A 19,482-nucleotide genomic window follows, 5' to 3' on the forward strand; every position below is an offset into this window, starting at 1 on the left:
GCGGCCGTTGCTCCCTTCCTGCCGTTCCGCTCCCGGAAGCCGCCTGCGGCCGGCCGGGCAGCGGCCGGTCGTTTCCACGCACGATACGAGGCCCGCCTCCGCATGAATCCACGTGTCCGCAATCGCCTGTTCGCCGCCCTGGCCCTGACCGTCCCGCTCGTGGCCTGCGCGCGCGATCCCCAGCCCGCCGCGCCGCCGCCCGCGCCGGCCGCCGCCCAGACCGTACCGGCCGCGCCGCTGGTCACCGGCCTGCCCGATTTCACCCGCCTGGTGGAACAGGTCGCGCCCGGCGTGGTCAACATCGAGGCGCGCACCAGCCCGCGCGTGGCCTCGCGCGGCGGCATGCCCGACGAGCAGCAGATCCCGGAAATCTTCCGCCGCTTCTTCGGCCCCGGCTTCGGCATGCCCGGCCCGGCGCCGGAAGCGATGCCGGGGCGCTCGCTGGGTTCGGGCTTCCTGATCGGCGACGGCTACGTGCTGACCAACCACCACGTGGTCGACGGCGCCGATACCATCACCGTGCGCCTGGACGACCGCCGCGAGTTTTCCGCCGAGCTGGTCGGCAGCGACGAGGCCTACGACGTGGCCCTGCTCAAGGTCGAGGCCAAGAACCTGCCGAGCCTGCGCCTGGGCGACTCGGCCGCGCTCAAGCAGGGCCAGTGGGTGGTGGCCATCGGCTCGCCGCTGGGCCTGGAGCAGTCGGTGACCGCCGGCATCGTCAGCGCGCTGGGGCGCAGCGGTGGCCGCGGCCAGCAGTACGTGCCCTTCATCCAGACCGACGTGGCGATCAACCGCGGCAACTCCGGCGGGCCTCTGCTCAATACCGCCGGCGAGGTGGTGGGCATCAACTCGCAGATCCTGAGCAACTCGGGCGGCTACATGGGCGTGAGCTTCGCCATCCCCATCGACCTGGCGATGAGCGCGGTGGAGCAGATCAAGAAGACCGGCAAGGTCAGCCGAGGGATGCTCGGGGTGACCATCGAGCCGGTCGACGCGAACAAGGCCAAGGCGCTGGGCCTGGACAGCAGCCGCGGCGCGCTGGTCAACAACGTCGAGGCCGGCAGCGCGGCGGCCAAGGGCGGGGTGGAGATCGGCGACGTGATCGTCTCGATCAACGGCCAGCCGGTGAACAGCCACGCGGACCTGCCGCCCATGGTGGGCATGCTGCCGCCGGGCACCAAGGCCAGGGTCGGCGTGATCCGCGACGGCAAGCAGCGCGAACTGGGCGTGACCCTGGGCGAGCTGACCAGCGACATGCAGCGGCTGGCCGCCAGCCCCGGCGCCGAGCGCGGCACCGGTCCGGCCGCGGCCGCGCCGGCTACGCTGATCGGCCTGCGCGTGGCCGACCTGGATGCGGCCGCGCGCCGGCAACTGGGCCTGGACGCGGGCGAAGGCGTGCGCATCGTCGGCGTGGAAAGCGCCGAGGCGCGCGAGGCCGGGTTGCGCCCGGGCATGGTGATCCTGCGGGTGGGGCGCACGCCGGTGGCCAGCGTGGCCGAGCTGGAACGCCAGGTGCGCGGTTTCCGCAGCGGCGAAGTGGCGATGCTGCTGGTCCGCAACCCGTCCGGGGCGACCAGCTTCGTGGCGCTCGCCATCGGCGCGGGCGACTGAGTCCGCCGAGGTGGCCGGTTCCCTCGGGCCGGCCACCGAAGATTCCCGCGCGGCGCGGTCTTCACGCGCACGGGAAGCGCCCCGTCCGGCCGATACGGGCCGGGCGAGGCGACACGCAGGCGATGGGCAGGCCCATGGAGAGCGTCGCGGCATGCGATAATCCGCGACTGTCCGACGACGGTCCCGCCGCCGCTCCCATGTCTTCCGATCCGATGCGGTCCATCCGCAACTTCTCCATCATCGCCCATGTCGACCACGGCAAGTCGACCCTGGCCGACCGCATCATCCAGATCTGCGGCGGCCTGACCGCGCGCGAGATGGAGGCGCAGGTGCTCGACAACAACCCGATCGAGCGCGAGCGTGGCATCACCATCAAGGCGCAGTCGGTGTCGGTGCCCTACACCGCGCGCAACGGCCAGACCTACCACCTCAACTTCATCGACACCCCCGGCCACGTCGACTTCAGCTACGAGGTCAGCCGCTCGCTGGCCGCCTGCGAGGGCGCGCTGCTGGTGGTCGACGCCGCGCAGGGCGTGGAGGCGCAGTCGGTGGCCAACTGCTACACCGCGGTGGAGCAGGGCCTGGAAGTGGTGCCGGTGCTGAACAAGATCGACCTGCCCACGGCCGACATCGAGCGCGCCAAGGCCGAGATCGAGGCGGTGATCGGCATCGACGCCTCCGAGGCGGTGGCGGTCAGCGCCAAGACCGGCCTCAACGTGGAGGAGGTGCTGGAGGCCATCGTCCACCGCATCCCGCCGCCGCAGCCGCGCGACACCGACAGGCTGCAGGCGCTGATCATCGACTCATGGTTCGACAACTACCTGGGCGTGGTCTCGCTGGTGCGCGTGATGCAGGGCGAGATCAAGCCCGGCGACAAGCTGCTGGTGATGTCCACCGGCCGCAGCCACCAGGTCGACAACGTCGGCGTGTTCACGCCCAAGCGCAAGGTCATGCCGCATCTGCGCGCCGGCGAGGTCGGCTGGATCACCGCCAGCATCAAGGACGTGCACGGCGCGCCGGTGGGCGACACCCTGACCCTGGCCGGCAACCCGGCGCCCAAGCCGCTGCCCGGCTTCCAGGAGATGCAGCCGCGCGTGTTCTCGGGCCTGTTCCCGGTCGACGCCGAGGACTACCCCGACCTGCGCGAGGCGCTGGACAAGCTGCGCCTGAACGACGCCGCGCTGCGCTTCGAGCCGGAGAGCTCGGAGGCGATGGGCTTCGGCTTCCGCTGCGGCTTCCTGGGCATGCTGCACATGGAGATCGTGCAGGAGCGCCTGGAGCGCGAATACGACCTCAACCTCATCACCACCGCGCCGACGGTGGTGTACGAAGTCCTGCTGACCGACGGCGAGGTGATGCCGCTCGACAACCCGGCCAAGCTGCCGGCGGCGAACAGGATCGACGAAATCCGCGAGCCGATCATCCGCGCCAACATCCTCACGCCGCCGGACTACGTCGGCAACGTCATCACCCTGTGCGAGGAGAAACGCGGCAGCCAGGTCGGCATCCAGTACCTGGGCAGCCAGGTGCAGATCAGCTACGAGCTGCCGATGGCCGAGGTGGTGCTGGACTTCTTCGACCGGCTGAAGTCGGTCAGCCGCGGCTACGCCTCGCTCGACTACCACTTCGTGCGCTTCGAGGCCGGCCCCTTCGTGCGCGTGGACACGCTGATCAACGGCGACAAGGTCGATGCGCTGTCGATCATCGTCCACCGCAGCCACGCCGACCGCCGCGGCCGCGAGCTGTGCGACAAGATGAAGGACCTGATCCCGCGCCAGCAGTTCGACGTGGCCATCCAGGCGGCGATCGGCTCGCAGATCATCTCGCGGTCCACGGTCAAGGCGCTGCGCAAGAACGTGCTGGCCAAGTGCTACGGCGGCGACATCTCGCGCAAGAAGAAGCTGCTGGAGAAGCAGAAGGAAGGCAAGAAGCGGATGAAGCAGGTCGGCCGCGTGGAGATCCCCCAGGAGGCGTTCCTGGCGGTGTTGAGTACTGGCAAGGAATGAGGTGTCCGAATGAAATGGTTTGAGATCGGCCTGGTCGTGCTGACCTTCGCCACCGGCATCGTGTGGCTGCTGGACAAGCTGTTCTTCGCCAAGCGCCGCGCCGCCTCCGGCGGGCTGCTGGACGACGAGCCGGTGGTGGTGGACTACTCGCGCGCCTTCTTCCCGGTGCTGGCGGTGGTGCTGGTGCTGCGCAGCTTCGTCGCCGAGCCGTACAAGATCCCTTCCAGCTCGATGATGCCCAACCTGCTGATCGGCGACTTCATCCTGGTCAACAAGTTCGCCTACGGCCTGCGCCTGCCGGTGAACAACCACAAATTCGTGGCGCTGGGCGAGCCGGCGCGCGGCGACGTGGTGGTGTTCAAGCCGCCGCACGACCCGGAGCAGAACTGGATCAAGCGCGTGGTGGGCCTGCCCGGCGACCGCATCGGCTTCCACGGCGACACCCTGTACATCAACGGCGAGGCGGTGGAATACCAGCCCATCGGCCGGTACACCGGCACCGGCCGCGGCGCGGAGATGACCGGCGCCACCCTGCTGACCGAGCGCCTGCCCGGGCGCGAGCACCAGGTGCTGGAGTGGATCGACCGGGCCAACCCGTCCGGGCAGGGCGAGTGGACGGTCCCGGCCGGCCAGTATTTCGTCATGGGCGACAATCGTGATAATAGCGAGGACAGCCGGTTCTGGACGCGGACCCACTTCCTGCCCGAGGAGAACCTGCGGGGCAGGGCGTTCCTGATCTGGCTGAACTGCGAGGGCTGGTTCTGCAAGGGAAGTTTCGATCCGTCGCGGATCGGGACATCGATCAAGTAGGCATGCAGCGAAGGGGATGGCAATGAAGCGCAAGCAAGGCGGTCTGAGCCTGGTGGGGTTCCTGGTCGTGCTGGCGGTGGTCGGCTTCACCGCCTACATCGGCATGAAGCTGTTCCCGATGTACCAGGAGTACTACTCGGTGCGCACGGCGATGAAGAGCCTGGCCAACGAGCCGGGCGTGGCCGACATGGACCCGGCCAAGGTCCAGGACCTGTTCTTCCGCCGCCTGTACATCAGCTACTCGGAGAACGTGAAGGCGCAGAACGTGAAGTTCGAGCGCACCGACGGCGGCTGGCGGATGAAGGTGAACTACGAGGTGCGCCGGCCGCTGGTCGGCAACCTGGACGTGGTGGGCCGCTTCGACACCACCCAGGACCTGACCCGGCGCGGTGCCAACTGACCGCGCCATCCTCCGCGACCGGATCGGCCATCCCTTCGCCGACCCGTCGCTGCTGGCGCAGGCGCTGACCCATCGCAGCGCCGGCACCCCGCACAACGAGCGCCTGGAGTTCCTCGGCGACGGCGTGGTCAACCTGATCGCCGCCGAGGCCCTGTACCAGCGCTGGCCCAAGGCCGACGAAGGCGTGCTCACCCGCGCCCGCGCCGAACTGGTGCGCGAGGCCTCGCTGGCCGCCATCGCCCGCACCCTGGAGCTGGGCGAACGCCTGACCCTGGGCCCGGGCGAGCTGAAGTCCGGTGGCTTCCGCCGCGATTCGATCCTGGCCGACGCGCTGGAGGCGGTGGTGGCGGCGATCTACCTGGACGCCGGCTACGAGGCCTGCCGGCGCGCCGTGCTGCCGTGGTTCGAGCAGGCCCTGGCGGCGCTGCCGGTCGGCAAGCCGGAGAAGGACGCCAAGACCCGGTTGCAGGAATGGCTGCAGGCGCGTCAGCGGCCGCTGCCGGCCTACGAACTGGTTTCCGAAGCGGGCGAGGAGCACGCCAAGCTGTTCCTGGCCCGATGTACCCTGAACGAACCTGCCGTCAGCGCCGACGGGCAGGGCACCTCGCGGCGGCTGGCCGAGCAGGCCGCGGCGGCGGCGGTGCTGGAACGGCTGGCGTCCCTACGCGGCACACATGAGCGGCATTGAGTGAACCCCCAAACCACCCCCGATCGCGCACCTCCCCACCGCTGCGGCAGCGTCGCCGTCGTCGGCCGCCCCAACGTGGGCAAGTCCACCCTGGTCAACGCCCTGGTCGGGGCCAAGGTCAGCATCGTCTCCAACCGGCCGCAGACCACCCGCCACCGGCTGCTGGGCATTGCCACCGTCGAGGGCGGGCAGATGCTGCTGGTCGACACGCCCGGCCTGCATCGCGAGCAGGGCAGGTTCAAGGCCTCGGCGATGAGTCGGGTGATGAACCGCACCGCGCGCGGCGCGGTGCAGGACGTGGACGCCGCGCTGCTGGTGGTCGAGGCCGGGCGCTGGGACGAGGAGGACACCCTGGCGTTCCGCGTGCTGCACGACGCCGGCATCCCGGTGGTGCTGGTGGTCAACAAGGTCGACCGGCTCAAGGACAAGAGCGCGCTGCTGCCGTTCCTGGCCCAGGTCAGCGACGGCCGCGACTTCGCCGCGGTCCATCCGCTGTCCGCGCTCAAGCGCAAGGGCCTGGAGGCGCTGGTGCGCGACGTGCTGGCGCAATTGCCGGAAGCGCCGCCGGCGTACGAGGAGGACGAGATCACCGACCGCAGCCAGCGCTTCCTGGCCGGCGAGCTGGTCCGCGAGCAGCTCATGCGCCAGTTGGGCGACGAACTGCCCTACGCGACCACGGTGGAGATCGAGCGCTTCGCCGAGGACGGCGCCCTGCTGCGCATCGGCGCGGTGATCTGGGTCGAGCGCGAGGGCCAGAAGCCGATCGTGATCGGCAAGGCCGGCACGCGCCTGCGCGAGATCGGCAGCAAGGCGCGCCAGCAGATGGAACGCCTGTTCGACCGCAAGGTGTTCCTGGAGACCTGGGTGCGCGTGCGCGAGGGCTGGTCCGACGACGAGGCGGCGCTGAAGGCCTTCGGCTACGGCGACAACTGACCGCGGCATGGCCGCGCCGGGCTGACAGCATGCGGATCGAAGGCGAGGCCGGCTTCGTCCTGCACGCGCGCTCCTGGCGCGAGACCAGCCTGCTGGTGGAAGTGCTCAGCGATGGCCACGGCCGCCTGGGCCTGGTGGCGCGCGGCGTGCAATCGCCCAAGCGGCAGCCGCTGCGTGCCGCGCTGCAGCCGCTGCAGCGCATCCGCTTCGACGCGGTGATGGCTGGCGAACTGGCGCAGTTGCGCGCGGCCGAGGCGCTGGACGTGGCGCCCCGGCTGGCCGGCGAGGCGCAACTGGCCGCCTTCTACCTCAACGAGCTGGTGCTGCGCCTGGCGCCGCGCCAGGACCCGCTGCCCGAGCTGAGCGCCGCCTACGCCCGCACCCGCGAGCGCCTGCGCGCGGGCGAGGCGCTGGCCTGGACCCTGCGCCGCTTCGAGCGCGACCTGCTCGACGCGCTGGGCGTGGGCTTCGAACTGCATTGCGACGGCGACGGCGAGCCGATCGACCCGGCCGCGCGCTATCGGCTCGATCCCGAGCACGGCCCGCGGCGGCTGCTCAGCGACCGCGGCCAGGCCGAGCGCGGTACCGCAGCCACCGGCAGCGCATTGCTGGCGCTGGCGGCCGACGCGCGTCCGGCCAGCGCCGACCTGGCCAGCCTGCGCCTGCCGCTGCGCGCGGTGCTGGGCCATCACCTGGGCGCGCGCGGGCTGAAGTCCTGGGAGATGGCCGCGTCGCTGGGCCGCCTCCACGCCCCGGGCTGAGCCGCATTCGCCGCAGGCCATCTTCTCGCGGAACCGCGCCCGATCCGACGGCACGGGGGGAGAAGCATCGCGCCCAGGGGCGCTCCCACGGGACATGGCCGGTAGAATGCGCGGGTTTTCCGCGCAGGACCGGCCGATGCCGTATACCCCCATCGTCGCCACCCTCGGCTACGTGCTCTCGCCCGACCGTTCGCGGGTGCTGATGATCCACCGCAACACGCGTCCCGGCGACCAGCACCTGGGCAAGTACAACGGCCTGGGCGGCAAGATCGAGCGCGACGAGGACGTGGTGGCCGGCATGCGCCGCGAGATCCGCGAGGAGGCCGGCATCGAGTGCGGCGCGATGCGCCTGCGCGGCACTATCAGTTGGCCGGGCTTCGGCAAGCAGGGCGAGGACTGGCTGGGCTTCGTCTTCGTCGTCGATGCGTTCGAAGGCGCGCCGCTGGAGCGCAATCCGGAGGGCACGCTGGAATGGGTGGCGGTGGAACGCATCCTGGAGCTGCCGCTGTGGGAAGGCGACCGCCACTTCCTGCCGCTGGTGTTCGACGCCGACCCGCGCGCCTTCCATGGGGTGATGCCGTACAGCGGCGGCCGGATGCAGTCCTGGAGCTATTCCCGCCTCTGAGCGGAGAGGGCGGCGAAGGCGGTTCGCCCGGCGCATGCCCCGCGCCGCCGCGGGCCGGTGCGGTGGCGGCCGGCGGTGCGGCCGCCGGTGGCGCGCGGGGTTGTCCACATTCGGTGTGGATGATGATGGGGCAAGTTTGTGGATAACCGCGCGTCCGCCTTGCGTGCCAACGCTGTCAAGATGCATGGCCAATTTTTGTCCAGCCCGCGTCCGGCGCGTCCCGGAGTTTTCCACACCGGGTGTGGATGAGCGCCGGGCAAACATGTGGATAACCGGCGGAGCGCCTTGCGTGGCGGCCACGTCAAGAGGGATGGCGAAGAAATGACCAGGCGTCGTGCGCGCCCCGGCCTATTGCACCGTCCAGCCGCCGTCCAGCACCAGCGTCTGCCCGGTCATGTTGCGCGCGGCCGGCGAGATCAGGAACGCGGTGGTGCCGGCCAGCTCGTCGTATTCGATGAACACGCCCTTGGGCATCGGCTTGAGCATCACCTGCGACACCACGTCCGCCTCGGAGATGCCGCGGGTGCGTGCCTGGTCGGCGATCTGCCTGTCCACCAGCGGAGTCTTCACGTAGCTGGGGCAGATGGTGTTGATGGTGATGTCGGCATCGGCCGTCTCCAGCGCGATCACCTTGGAGAAGCCGACCAGGCCGTGCTTGGCCGCCACGTAGGCGCTCTTGTACGGGCTGGCCACCAGCGCGTGGATGCTGCCGATGTTGACGATGCGGCCGAAGCCGCGCTCGCGCATGCCCGGCAGCACCGCGCGGGTCAGGCGGGCCACGCCGACCAGCATCACCTGGACCAGGAAATCCCACTTGGCCAGCGGGAACTCCTCCAGCGCGGAGACGTGCTGCAGGCCGGCGTTGTTGACCAGTACGTCCACCGGGCGGCCGAGTGCGGCCAGGGCGGCGGCCACGCTGGCGTCGGAAGTCACGTCCAGCGCGACCGACTCGGCCGAGCCGCCGCGGGCACGGATGCCGGCGGCCACGGCTTCGGCGGCGTCGCGGTCCAGGTCGCTGACGATGAGGTGATGGCCGGCGGCGGCCAGTGCGTGGGCGATGCCGGCGCCGATGCCGCTGGCCGCGCCGGTGATGAGGATGCTGCGCATGGGAATACCGGGAACGTGGGGAAATGGCCGGGCCAGCTTAGCAAGCCGTGCCGGCAGCGGCGTGGCGGCGAAGTGCGATGATGCATCGGGCGTCGGGCCGCGCGCGGGCATCCGGGCGTGGTCGAACCGCGCGTGCGCGTGGCTCGTTCCCCGCCTCGCGGCCGCCGGCGCCCCTCCCCCGACGCATCCTCGAACCCACCGATCCCATGCACGAGCCGGCCTCCGCGATCGAACCGCAGCGCATCACCGGACATCGCGGCGACGACGACCTGCTCACCGCCGGACTCGGCGCGGAAGGGCTGCGCGCGACGGCGCCGCCGGCGTTCGCCGATGCCGCGCATCCGGCCGCCGCCGAACTGCGCAGGCGGGCGATCTGGAGCAACTGGCGCGGCATCGCCGACCTGTCGCCGGGCGGCGGCTACGGCAGGCTGTACGGCAGCTTCGCCTCGATGCCCGGCCGCGAATACTCGGCGCTGGCGCGCGTGCCGGGCGCCAGGCACCCGCATCGCGTGCTGGTCCAGGTGCCCGATGCGTTCGACGCCGGCAGGCGCTGCGTGGTGGTCGCGCCTTCGTCGGGCTCGCGCGGCATCTACGGCGCGATCGCCGTCGCCGCGCCATGGGCCTTGCCGAAGGGTTGCGCGGTGGCCTACACCGACAAGGGCGCGGGTACCGACTACGTCGACCTCGACGCCGGCCTCGGCGTGCGCCTGGACGGTACGCCCGCGCGCCTGGATGCGGCAGGCGAGGACCTGGCCTTCGCGCCGCACGTGCCGGCCGGCGCCGGCGGCATCGCCTTCAAGCATGCCCATTCGCAGGACAACCCGGAGGCCGACTGGGGGCGCCACGTGAAGCAGGCCGCCGAGTTCGCCCTGGTTGCACTGGCGCGCGCCTTTCCGCAGGACGCGCCGTTCACCTTCGGCAATACGCGGGTGATCGCCGTGGGCGTCTCCAACGGCGGCGGCGCGGTACTGCGCGCGGCCGAGCTGGAGGGCGACTGGCTGGATGCGGTGGTGGCCGGCGAGCCCAACGTGTACGTGGATGGGCATGGCGGCCGTCCGTTCTACGACTTCGCCACCGAGGCCGCGCTGCTGATGCCCTGCGCGCTGCCGCACGCTTCACCGCGCGCGCCGGCCGAAACCGCGTGGCGGGTCCGCTGCGCCATGCTGGCGGCGGCCGGGTGGTTGGAGGGCGCCGACGCCCTGGCGCAGGCGCGCTCGGCGCACGCGCGCATGCGGGCGGCCGGCTGGACCGGCCAGGCACTGGAGGCCGGTGCATCGAGCGTGGACCTGAACCTGTGGCGCGCGGTGGCGGCGACCTATGCCTCGGCCTACGGGCGCCATGGCGTTGGCGAGCATCCCTGCGGCTTCGCGTTCTCCGTGCAGGACGCCGGCTCCGGCTCGCACCCGGCCACTCCCGCCGAGCGCGGCGCGTGGTGGTCCGATGCCTCGGGCATCCCGCCGGGCAACGGCGTGGGCCTGGTCGACCCGCACCTGGCGCCACCGGACCTCGCCCTGCCGGGCCTGCTTCGCCTGCGCGCGCTTTACGCCGGGCAGGGCGAGGAGGCGACGCGGGTGCGCGAGGGCATCGCCGCCACCCGCGCCGCGCCGCCGCGCGAGGGCCTGCCGGTGCTGGTGGTGCACGGCACCGACGACGGCCTGATCCCGCCGGCCTTCACCAGCGCGCCCTACGTGGCCGCGGCGCGGGCGGCCGGGTGCGATGGCGTGCGCTACTGGCAGGTGCGCAACGGCGGCCACTTCGACGCCTTCCTCGCTGTGCCGGCCTACGGCGCCCGCCATGCGCCGATGCTGCCCTACGTCCACGCCGCCCTGGACCGGGTGTCGGCGTACCTGGACGGGCGGGCCGCGCTGCCGGCCGACGCGGTGATCGATGCGCGCGGCCGCGGTGCGGGCGTGGTGGAAGCGGCGCAGTTGCCGATGCCCTGAGGCGCCGCCCCGCACGCGTGGTCGACATGCATTCGACGCCAAGGGCGTGGGCGACATGCGGCGCGGCCGAAATGGGAGGGCAGCCGTCGCCGGGCAGGCATCCCCGCGGCGGAGGCCGCGCGCACCACTCCGCCTCCACGGTGGCATGGGTATGCTGGCCGCCGGTTACCGCAACGGCCGCTCCCGCATGACCCGCCATTTCTCGATGCTGCGCGATTTCCAGTTGGCCGACGGGTTCACCCTGGCCAACGCGTTCTGCGGCACCGGTGCGATCTTCGCCGCCATGCGCTTCCTGCAGGATGGCCGCAGCGGCGACCTGCTGCTGGGCATGGCCCTGATCCCCCTGGCCTTCGTGTTCGACGCGCTGGACGGGCGCGTGGCCCGCTGGCGCAAGTCGTCCTCGACCCTGGGCCGGGAGCTGGACTCGCTGGCCGACGTGATCTCCTTCGGCGTGGCCCCGGCGGCGCTGGCCTACGCCTGCGGCATGCAGGGCGGCTGGGACTGGCTGGTGCTGTCCTACTTCGTCGGCTGCGGGGTGAGCCGGCTGGCCCGCTACAACGTCACTGCCGAGCAGTTGTCCGACGGGCAGGACAAGGTGAGGTACTTCGAGGGCACGCCGATTCCCACCAGCCTGGCCTTGGTGGTGCTGCTGGCCGTAGCCGCGGCGCAGGGGCGCATCGGCCACGGGTTGTGGTGGGGGCAATGGCAGCTTGGCCCCTGGCAACTGCATCCGCTGGTGTCGCTGTTCGCCGTGTCCGGCTCGCTGATGATCAGCAAGACGCTGCGTATCCCCAAGCCCTGACGCCGTGCGCGGAGCGCGCTGCTAGAATCCCACGCATACCGGAGGGTTCATGGCCAACGCACCGTTCTCACCGTTTCAGGGCGAATTCGAATCGCTGGCCCGGCAATACTGGAACACCTGGAACGAACTGCTCGGCCGCGGCGCCGCGCCACAGGATGGCTGGAGCCTGCTCGCGGGAGGGTTGCCACCGGGGCTGGGACGCATGGACCCGGGAGCGTTCGATTGGTTCTCGCGGATCCAGCAACTGGCGGCGCGGTTCGGCGGCGGCACCGGTAGCGCCGGTGCCGCCAACGCCAGTGCGGCCGATATCGCCCGCGCCTGGCGCGAGATGCTGGGCGGCGAGGGCGCCAACCCCTTCGCCCGTACCTTGCACGCGATGCCGGGCGGCCTGGCGGGCGGTGCCTGGCTGGAACAGATGCGGCCGCTGCTGGACCTGCTGCTGCGCCCGCTGCGCCAGCAGCAGGCCGAATGGCTGCAGCGCCCGGCCTTCGGCCCGGCGCGCGAGCACCAGGAGCGCCTGCAGGCGCTGGCCCTGGCCTGGCAGGAATGGGAGCAGCGCAACGAGGCGTTCGGCGCATTGCTGACCCGGGCCGGGCAACGCGCCTTCGAACGGTTCGAGCGCCTGCTGGAGGACCACGATGCGCCGGGCAAGCGGCTGGAGTCGGCGCGTGCCCTGTTCGACCTGTGGATCGACGCGGCCGAGGAGGCCTGGGCCGGGATCGCGATGTCGGACGAATACCGCCACGCGTATGGAGAGATGACCAACGCGCTGATGCGGCTGCGCCTGGGCTTGCAGCGCGAAGTGGAGCACTTGGGCGCCCTGCTCGGGATGCCCGGGCGCGGCGAGGTGGACGCCTTGCATCGCAAGGTGGCCGACCTGGAGCGCGCGCTGCATGCGGCGCGGCGCGGCGCGGCCGTGCAGCCGGCGCCGGCCAGGGCGGGCGCGACGGTCCGCGCCGAGGAAGAACCAAGCGCTGCGGCGCCGGCCGCCTCGCAGACCGGCTCCACCGCCTCGGGCACCCGGCGCCGCGGCGCCGCAGTGCGTACGCCCGTGTCCGCCCGCGGCAAGGCATCCGCGGGCCGTGCCCCGGCGGCCGCGCGAACGCCGAGCGATTCGCGCAAGGCCGCATCCGGTACCGGGAAGCCTTCGCCCGGGCAGGGCAAGGCCGCACGCCCGGCGGCCGCGCGCGCGCCCGTAGCGGCGAGGACATCGGCGCAAGCCGCAGCGGCGGCGAAGCCCGCGCGGGCCGCACAGGCCGCGACCGCCACGTCACGCCCCGGACGCCTGGCCCCAGGGAAGGCCGCCAAGGCGGCGCGCAGGGCACCGGCCCCCGTGGTCGCGGCGGCCGGGCCGGCGAAGCGCAGTGCCGCGTCGGCGGCGGGCAAGACCGCCCGTCCCGTGGCCACGTCCACCGTGGCGGCGAAGAAATCCACCCACTCCGGCAGCCGGGCGCCCAAGGCCGCGGCGGCGAAGAAGGCGGCATCGCCTGCGCGCCGCACGCCGGGCGCCACCGCCGCCCGCAAGCAGGCATCGGCCCGGGCTGGGTCATCGCGGGAACGCAAGGCCGCCGCTTCCGGCCCGGCCTCGTCCGCGCGCACGGGACCGGCCAAGGGGCAGGCGAATGCGGCCGCCGCGTCGCCTCCCGCGCCGGCCAAGGTCGTGTCGATGAAGGACTGGGTGACCCGTAACCTGGCCGCGCCGCCGCCCGCGGCGGCCGCGCGCGGCGGCAAGCGAGGAGGGCGCGGCAAATGAGCGTCGGCCCGCTGCAATTCAATCCGCTGGACCTGGCCCAGGAGGCCTGGAGCTTCCAGCAGCGCCTGCTCTCCGGCATGCGCGTGCTCGGGCAGGTCGAGGACGTGCACTACGGCGCCACCCGGCGCGAGGAAGTCTGGCGCGACGGCAAGACCGTGCTGTACCGCTTCGTCGGCGAGCGCCCGGCATCCGGCCCGCCGCTGCTCATCGCCTACGCGCTGGTCAACCGCCCCTACATGGTCGACCTGCAGGCCGACCGTTCCCTGGTCAAGGGCCTGCTGGCGCTGGGGCTGGACGTGTACGTGATCGACTGGGGCTATCCGGACCGCTCGGACCGCTACCTGGCCCTGGACGACTACATCAACCGCTACATCGACGGCGCGGTCGACCACCTGGTGGAGGCCAGCGGCGGCCCGGTCAACCTGCTGGGGGTGTGCCAGGGCGGCGCGTTCTCGCTGTGCTACGCGGCCCTGCATCCGGACAAGGTGCGCAACCTCGTCACCATGGTCACCCCGGTGGATTTCCAGACGCCGGACAACATGCTCTCCAGTTGGGTGCGCGAGCTGGACGTGGACCTGTTCGTCGACGCCCTGGGCAACGTGCCGGCCGACCTGATGAACGCCAGCTACCTGATGCTCAAGCCGTTCCGGCTGAACCTGCAGAAGTACGTCGGCCTGGTCGACGCGCTGGACAGCCCGAAGGCGGTGGAGGACTTCCTGCGCATGGAGAAGTGGATCTTCGACTCGCCCGACCAGGCCGGCGAGGCGTTCCGCGACTTCATCAAGCAGTTCTACCAGGGCAACGCCTTCGTCAACGGCACCGCCAGCATCGGTGGGCGCAAGGTGGACCTGGGCTTCGTCGACATGCCGGTGCTCAACATCTACGCCGAGCAGGACCACCTGGTGCCGCCGGACGCCTCGCGCGCGCTGGCCGGGCTGGTCGGCAGCGACGACTACACCGAGCTGGGCTTCAAGGGCGGCCACATCGGCATCTACGTGTCCAGCCGCGCCCAGCGCGAGGTGCCGGCGGCGATCCACCGCTGGCTGGCGGCGCGCGGCGGGGCGTGATCCGGGCAGGGCGGCGGCGCGGGCCGGCGCAGGCCGCCGTGCCGCGCATGCGCCCGGGATGGCGCCGGGGATGGATGGCCGCCGCGCTGCTGGCGCTGGCGGCATGCGCGGCGACGACGCAGGCAGGGGCGGCCGACGCCGGTGCCGCCGACGCCGAGATCCGCGCCCTGATCGGGCAACTGGAAGGGTCCGCCTGCCGCTTCCAGCGCAACGGCCGCTGGCACGATGCCCGTCAGGCGCAGGCGCACCTGCTGCGCAAGTACGACGCGGCGCGCAGGCGTGGGCTGTCCCCGGATGCGGAGGCCTTCATCGAGCATGCCGCCAGCCGCAGCAGCCTGAGCGGGCGTGCCTACCGGGTGGCCTGCCCGGGGCAGGCCGAACGGAATGCGGGGGAATGGTTCGCCGAACGGCTCGCCGCGTCGCGACGGGCGCCGCGCTAGACTGGCCCGGCCAGCGTCGACGGAGCCAGCGCATGAACACGACCAATGCGGGTCCAGGGCTGTCCCGGTCGCTCAGCGACCGCATGATCGCCGGGGTGATGGGCGGCGTCGCCCGGCGCTACGGGTGGGATTCGACCTGGCTGAGGATCGCCTACGTGGTCGGTTCCATCGTCTCGGCCGCGTTTCCCGGCATCCTGGTGTACCTGCTGCTGTGGCTGTTGATCCCCAACGAGTCGGACTGAGCGCGCGCCGCGCGCGGGCGTGGCGGGTGCTGCGCCCGGCGGCGTTCGCGCTGGGCGTGCTGTGGGCCGCGCCGTGGAGCCTGTGCGGCCTGCTGGCCGGGCTGGCGGCGCTGCCGTTCGGCGCCCGTCCGGCCTTCAGCCGGGGCGAACGCGCGCTGATCTTCGGGTGCTGCCCGTGGGGGCCGGGCGGGGCGATGACTCTGGGCAACGTGATCCTGTGCACCGGACGGGACCTGGACCTGCGCTGCAGCACCTACGAGCACCGCGCCGGCCGCTGCGCGCATCCGCAGGTGCGCCTGGGCGACCACGAGCGCGCCCACGTGTACCAGTACATGCTGCTGGGGCCGCTGTTCGTGCCGCTGTACTTCCTGTGCGGCGGGATCTCGGTGCGCAACCGCTTCGAGCGCGCTGCCGATCGCTATGCGCTGCACGGGCGCGGCTGGTGGCCCTGGCCCGCTTCCTGAACGTGCGGCGGCGCCGCAACCGGGCGGAAATATCCGTCTCCTAACCTGCGTTGTACGGGATTCTCACATCTGCCCGTGCACACTGCGCGCATCGACCGAATGCGGCACAGAACAGAGGAAACGGCCGAATGTCCATTGTCCTTTACGTGGGTGGCAGCAAGGACGGCACCCGCGGCTTCCTTCCGAACGGCTTCAGCAAGACCATGCTGGAAACCGTCGAGCACGGACGCGAGATCTACGTGGAGCGCATGGTGCGCCTGGCCCGGTACGGCACGGTGCGGGTCATGGCGCTGGAAAGCCTGTGCGAGGATCTGCTCGCAAGCCGCGCCGCGGACCACTACGCGGCTGCCGCCTCGGCGGCCTGAACGCGCGGCGCGCTAGAGAAAGTTAGAGTTCGAGTTCGCGCGCCAGGACCTCCGCTTCCGCGCGCTTGAACTCTCCCGGCAGCAGGGCCTCGCGCAGGATCGGCAATACCTGGCCGAGAAGCTCGCCGGCTCCGGCGCGGTCGCCCTGTTCGAGGCGCAGGCGCGCCAGCTCGACCTGGGCGCGGGCGACGTCGACCGACGAGGTGTCGGTGACCCGCAATCGATCCATGCCTTCGCGCTGCAGGCGCTCGGCGGCCGGCAGGTCGCCCTGCAGGTAGGCCAGCGCCGACTCGGCCAGCAGCACGTTCGCCATGATCGGGTGCTCGGGCGCGAAGCGCTTGCCGGCGCGTTCCCGCAACTCCCGCACCAGTGGCTCCATCGCTTGCGCATCCGAGGTGCGGTGCGCAAGCAGCATTTGCTGCCATGCGACGAAGAGGTACTCCATCGAATCCTTGCCTTCGATGCGAACGGTGCTTGCCGCCAGGCGCCGCAACAGCGGGCCAGCCTCGGCATGGCGCCCCGCCGCCACCAGGCAGTTGGCCAGGTTGCGCTCGGTCCGGCGCCGGGCCTGGTGGTCGGCGGGCGCCCCGGCTTCGTCCAGCTTGGCCAGGCTGCGCGAGAACAGTTCCAGCGCGCGCGGATAGTCGCCGAACTCCTTGTGGATGGACGCCAGTTTGTCCAGGTCCATGGCGATGCGGGCCGGCGTATCGCCGCCGCGGACCTGCATGGCGCGCTCCTGTGCCTGGATCGCTTCGCGGAAGCGGTTCTGGTGCCGGAGTATGGAACCCATTTGCGCGTATACGTAGCTGCTCGTGTCGCCCTTTCCGTCGAACGCGCCCTCGACCAGCGCGACGGCCTGGCGGACGGCCGCCTCGGCCGCGTCGGCGTTGCCGCCCCGGAGTTGCGCCACGCCGATGGAGCGCAGGATGTCGATGCGCCAAGGCGATTGAGCCGGCAGCCCTGCCGCATCGGCGTATGCCAGGGCCTTTTCCGCGAACTCCACGGCCCGCGCAGGCTGGCCGATGTCCCCTTCCACCCCGGCGAGCATGGAATACGCCTCCACCAGGGAGAGCGGCGGTGGGTTGGACATCCCTTCGGCCAGCGCCGTCGCCTCCAGCCACAGGTCGCGGGCCTTGCCGTCGTGGTCGGCGTAATAGTTGCCGTACCCCAGGGCGATCAGCGCGAGCAGTTCCTGGAGGGCATCGCCGGCCGCGTGCCGGCGGCGCACGGCGGCGGCATGCTCCGCGGCCGCCAGGCTGTCGCTGCCGCGCATCGCCTTGCCGAGCGCGGTGGAATACGCGCCCCAGGTATCGGCAAGGCGCAGCGCCTCGTCGCGGCCACTCGGCTCTGCGCCACGCAGCCCGGCCTCGTACATGTCTGCGGCGATCTGCGGCTCGCCCAGCGACTGGTACAGGTCGCCCAGCGTCCGCTGCACCGGCTGCCGCACCTGGGCGGCGACGGTGTCGCGCTTGTCCAGTTCCTCGCGCGCCTTGTCCAGCAGTTCGCGCACGCTGACCTGGTGGCTCATGGCGCTTTCCGGAGCGGCGGCTTTCAGGGTGTCGCTGAGGAACTGCAGCGATTCGCGCGCGTTGGCGCTTTGCAGGCGCGCCACATCCGCCTGCCACAGCGCCAGGCCGGCGCCGACCAGCATGGCGGCGGCCACGCTGCCGGTCGCCGCGGCGAGCGTGCGGTTGCGGCGCAGCCACAGCCCGGCCCGCCTCCAGCGTCCCGGGGCGGCGACGCGCAGCGGCTGGTGTCCGCGCCAGCGGCGCAGGTCGTCGGCCAGGGCATCGATGGACGGGTAGCGGTGCTCCGGTGCGCGCTGCAGGCAGCCTTGCACGATGCTGGACAGGCCGCCACGCGCGGCCCGGGCCAGCGTCGCCACGGTGTGCCCGCGCGACGCGGCGGTTTCGGCGCTGGCGTCCGCTGCTGCCCGGGACAGGGGCTCCGGCTCGCGCCCGAGCTGCTGCAACTGCCGGGGCAGCGGCGTGTCCCGGCCGATGCCGAACGGGTGGGCGCCGCCGAGCAGGCGGTACAGCACCACGCCCAGTTGCCAGATGTCGGTGGCCGTAGTGATCGGGCCCACGTCCAACTGTTCGGGCGATGCGTATTCCAGGGTCAGCGCGCGCTCGCCGACGGTGGCGGTGGAGTCCCGCAACTGCTTGGCCACGCCGAAGTCGAGCAGCTTCACCCGGCCGTCGCCATCGACCAGGATGTTGGATGGCTTGAGGTCGCGGTGCACCACCAGGTTGCGGTGCGCGTACTGCACGGCGTCGAGCACCTGGACGAACAACTCGGTACGTTCGCGCAGGCCGAGGCTGCGCGCGTCGCACCAGGCATCGATGGGCTCGCCATCGACGTACTCCATGACGAAGTAGGGGGCGCCGTCGTCGGTGAAGCCACCGTCCAGCAAGGTGGCGATGTTGGGATGCCGGAGCTGCGCCAGGGTCTGGCGTTCGCGCAGGAAGCGCTCGCGCGCGGCCGGCGAATCGGCGCCGATGCGGATCAGCTTGAGCGCGGCGTGCTGGCGGTAGGTGCCGTCGTCGCGCTGCACCTCGTGCACCACGCCCATTCCGCCGTGGCCGAGGATGCCGACGATCCGCCACGCGCCGAGGCGGCGGCCGCGCCAGTCCGGTGGCCGGGCCGATGGCTGCGTTGCGAGTTCGGCGCCCCAGCGTGCGGCATCCCCGGAGAACGGTTCGGTGCTGCCGGCATCGGCTGCCAGCATCCGTTCCACCTGCGCGCGCAGCGTGGCGTCGCCGGCACACAGCGCCTCCAGTCGCGCAGCGCGCTCGGGGTCGGACAGGCGGGCCACCGCGTCGAAGATTCCGGCGGCCTGGCGCCAGCGCCGCTGTTCTTCCCCGGTCATGGTTCCAGCTCCGTCTTCAGCCAGGCGCGGGTGCGCCGCCAGTCGCGGCGCACCGTGCGCACGCTGATGCCGAGCAGTTCGGCGATCTCGTTTTCGTCGTAGCCGCCGAAATAGCGCAGCTCCAGCATCCGCGCCGCGCGCGGGTCGAGCCGGTGCAGGGTCTGCAGGAGTTCGTCCAGGCGCAGCACTTCGACCTGGGCGGCATCACGGGAAGGGATGCAATCGGTCAGGGTCAGCCGGTGCAGTCCGCCGCCATGCTTCTCGGCCTGCTGCCGGCGCACGTGGTCGACCAGGATCTGGCGCATGGCCTGGGCCGCCAGGCCCATCAGGTGCCGGCGGTCGTTGGGGGCCAGGGCCTGGTTGCCGGCCAGCTTCAGCCAGGCGTCGTGGACCAGCTCGGTGGTCTGGAAGGCGTCGCGATGGGCGTGCCTGAGACGGGCGCGCGCCAGTTGCTTGAGCTGGGCGTAGACCGCGGTCAGGGCCGCGTCGGCGGCGGCTGGATCGCCGTCGCGGGCTTGTGCCAGCCAGAGGGTCAGGGTCGGGTTTTCCGGCGCTGGCAACGTCATGCTGCGATTTCCGGTACCAGGCGCAGGGAA

General features: G+C 71.8%; 19 protein-coding genes. 16 read left to right on the forward strand and 3 right to left on the reverse strand.

The features are described from left to right. The first annotated feature begins 102 nt into the window (after positions 1-102). The 8 genes from HNR76_RS05385 to HNR76_RS05420 all read left to right on the forward strand — a co-directional run bounded on the left by HNR76_RS05385 (position 103) and on the right by HNR76_RS05420 (position 7,834). Positions 103-1,611, forward strand: a complete 1,509-nt coding sequence (locus HNR76_RS05385) for a DegQ family serine endoprotease (protein ID WP_162309854.1) — start codon at positions 103-105, stop codon at positions 1,609-1,611. A 197-nt stretch (positions 1,612-1,808) separates the two neighbouring features. Beyond that, the gene (lepA, locus tag HNR76_RS05390) at positions 1,809-3,617 is read left to right on the forward strand and encodes a translation elongation factor 4 (protein ID WP_183982139.1); all 1,809 of its coding nucleotides are present in this window, start codon (positions 1,809-1,811) and stop codon (positions 3,615-3,617) included. Between the two features lie 9 nt (positions 3,618-3,626). Next, positions 3,627-4,427, forward strand: coding sequence for a signal peptidase I (gene lepB, locus HNR76_RS05395; RefSeq protein ID WP_162309856.1), 801 nt, complete (start codon positions 3,627-3,629; stop codon positions 4,425-4,427). Between the two features lie 22 nt (positions 4,428-4,449). Continuing rightward, positions 4,450-4,827: a DUF4845 domain-containing protein gene (locus tag HNR76_RS05400; protein WP_162309857.1), complete on the forward strand. Its 378-nt coding sequence runs from the start codon at positions 4,450-4,452 to the stop codon at positions 4,825-4,827. Then, positions 4,817-5,515: a ribonuclease III gene (gene rnc, locus HNR76_RS05405; RefSeq protein WP_162309858.1), complete on the forward strand. Its 699-nt coding sequence runs from the start codon at positions 4,817-4,819 to the stop codon at positions 5,513-5,515. The genes HNR76_RS05400 and rnc overlap by 11 nt, the downstream gene beginning before the upstream one ends. Next, positions 5,516-6,448 (forward strand): GTPase Era, encoded by a 933-nt coding sequence (gene era, locus HNR76_RS05410; protein WP_162309859.1) that lies wholly within the window; start codon positions 5,516-5,518, stop codon positions 6,446-6,448. It begins immediately after the preceding gene. Positions 6,449-6,477: 29 nt separating this feature from the next. After that, positions 6,478-7,209: a DNA repair protein RecO gene (gene recO / locus HNR76_RS05415; RefSeq protein ID WP_162309860.1), complete on the forward strand. Its 732-nt coding sequence runs from the start codon at positions 6,478-6,480 to the stop codon at positions 7,207-7,209. 136 nt (positions 7,210-7,345) lie between these two features. Beyond that, on the forward strand, positions 7,346-7,834 hold the full coding sequence (locus HNR76_RS05420) for an NUDIX hydrolase (RefSeq protein ID WP_162309861.1): 489 nt from the start codon (positions 7,346-7,348) through the stop codon (positions 7,832-7,834). Positions 7,835-8,182: 348 nt separating this feature from the next. On the opposite strand, the gene HNR76_RS05425 is transcribed toward HNR76_RS05420, so the two are convergent. Next, positions 8,183-8,941, reverse strand: coding sequence for a 3-hydroxybutyrate dehydrogenase (locus tag HNR76_RS05425; protein WP_162309862.1), 759 nt, complete (start codon positions 8,939-8,941; stop codon positions 8,183-8,185). 206 nt (positions 8,942-9,147) lie between these two features. Between HNR76_RS05425 and HNR76_RS05430 the strand changes: the two genes are divergently transcribed. The 8 genes from HNR76_RS05430 (at position 9,148) to HNR76_RS05465 (ending at position 16,017) form a co-directional block, all read left to right on the forward strand. Next, positions 9,148-10,884 carry a 3-hydroxybutyrate oligomer hydrolase family protein gene (locus tag HNR76_RS05430; RefSeq protein WP_162309863.1) on the forward strand — a complete coding sequence of 579 codons (1,737 nt, stop codon included), beginning with the start codon at positions 9,148-9,150 and terminating at the stop codon, positions 10,882-10,884. A 187-nt stretch (positions 10,885-11,071) separates the two neighbouring features. Continuing rightward, positions 11,072-11,686 (forward strand): CDP-alcohol phosphatidyltransferase family protein, encoded by a 615-nt coding sequence (locus tag HNR76_RS05435; protein WP_162309864.1) that lies wholly within the window; start codon positions 11,072-11,074, stop codon positions 11,684-11,686. A 49-nt stretch (positions 11,687-11,735) separates the two neighbouring features. Next, positions 11,736-13,439: a class III poly(R)-hydroxyalkanoic acid synthase subunit PhaE gene (gene phaE, locus HNR76_RS05440; RefSeq protein ID WP_162309865.1), complete on the forward strand. Its 1,704-nt coding sequence runs from the start codon at positions 11,736-11,738 to the stop codon at positions 13,437-13,439. Then, a complete protein-coding gene (locus HNR76_RS05445; protein ID WP_162309866.1) occupies positions 13,436-14,506 on the forward strand; it encodes a class III poly(R)-hydroxyalkanoic acid synthase subunit PhaC in 1,071 nt (356 codons plus the stop codon). The genes phaE and HNR76_RS05445 overlap by 4 nt, the downstream gene beginning before the upstream one ends. A gap of 74 nt (positions 14,507-14,580) precedes the next feature. Beyond that, positions 14,581-14,946 (forward strand): DUF5329 family protein, encoded by a 366-nt coding sequence (locus HNR76_RS05450; protein ID WP_162309867.1) that lies wholly within the window; start codon positions 14,581-14,583, stop codon positions 14,944-14,946. A 32-nt stretch (positions 14,947-14,978) separates the two neighbouring features. Further along, positions 14,979-15,188 carry a PspC domain-containing protein gene (locus HNR76_RS05455; protein ID WP_162309868.1) on the forward strand — a complete coding sequence of 70 codons (210 nt, stop codon included), beginning with the start codon at positions 14,979-14,981 and terminating at the stop codon, positions 15,186-15,188. Between the two features lie 26 nt (positions 15,189-15,214). Then, complete coding sequence (locus HNR76_RS05460) at positions 15,215-15,652, forward strand: hypothetical protein (protein WP_425501755.1); 438 nt, start codon at positions 15,215-15,217, stop codon at positions 15,650-15,652. A gap of 128 nt (positions 15,653-15,780) precedes the next feature. Then, positions 15,781-16,017 (forward strand): hypothetical protein, encoded by a 237-nt coding sequence (locus HNR76_RS05465; protein ID WP_162309869.1) that lies wholly within the window; start codon positions 15,781-15,783, stop codon positions 16,015-16,017. Between the two features lie 22 nt (positions 16,018-16,039). Here HNR76_RS05465 and HNR76_RS05470 read toward each other — a convergent pair whose 3' ends face one another. Both HNR76_RS05470 and HNR76_RS05475 read right to left on the reverse strand, forming a co-directional pair. Further along, complete coding sequence (locus HNR76_RS05470) at positions 16,040-18,886, reverse strand: serine/threonine-protein kinase (protein WP_162309870.1); 2,847 nt, start codon at positions 18,884-18,886, stop codon at positions 16,040-16,042. Further along, positions 18,883-19,452, reverse strand: a complete 570-nt coding sequence (locus HNR76_RS05475) for an ECF-type sigma factor (RefSeq protein ID WP_162309871.1) — start codon at positions 19,450-19,452, stop codon at positions 18,883-18,885. The genes HNR76_RS05470 and HNR76_RS05475 overlap by 4 nt, the downstream gene beginning before the upstream one ends. Between the last annotated feature and the right edge of the window lie 30 nt (positions 19,453-19,482).

It is taken from the genome of Pseudoxanthomonas broegbernensis, from assembly GCF_014202435.1.
Lineage (GTDB): Bacteria > Pseudomonadota > Gammaproteobacteria > Xanthomonadales > Xanthomonadaceae > Pseudoxanthomonas > Pseudoxanthomonas broegbernensis.